This window comes from Rhizobium ecuadorense (genome assembly GCF_001187535.1).
In the GTDB taxonomy this organism is placed as follows: Bacteria; Pseudomonadota; Alphaproteobacteria; order Rhizobiales; family Rhizobiaceae; genus Rhizobium; species Rhizobium ecuadorense.
In genome coordinates this window covers 1-304 of sequence record NZ_LFIO01000747.1, presented here as the reverse complement: position 1 = coordinate 304, position 304 = coordinate 1, and the positions used below count along the sequence as shown (strand labels likewise).

Below are 304 nucleotides of genomic sequence, written 5' to 3'. Positions count from 1 at the left end.
GCTGTAACCTGCGTCATGCAGGATCTTGTATTCCGGCAGGAAGTTCACCTCGAAGCCGCCAAAGTCCTGCCAGGGCGCCATATGCCCCGGATAGCCGTAGCGATTGCAGGGCATCGGGTGGTTCATGATGAGCAACTTGTCGGAGCCGGCGGCTGGAATGAACCAGCCCTCGATCGTGATGCCGTCCATCGCCGGGAAGAAGATTTCCTCATAATCCATGCCGTATTCGTTCGGCCACCGCAGAACCGGTGTGCGCGTCGAATGCGCCATCAGGTCGGCCATGCCGTTGATGAACGCTTCGGAG

1 pseudogene is annotated in these 304 nt (G+C 59.2%); it reads right to left on the bottom strand.

The features are described from left to right. A pseudogene (locus AF337_RS13675) lies at positions 1 to 304 on the bottom strand (alpha/beta hydrolase); the annotation flags it as partial.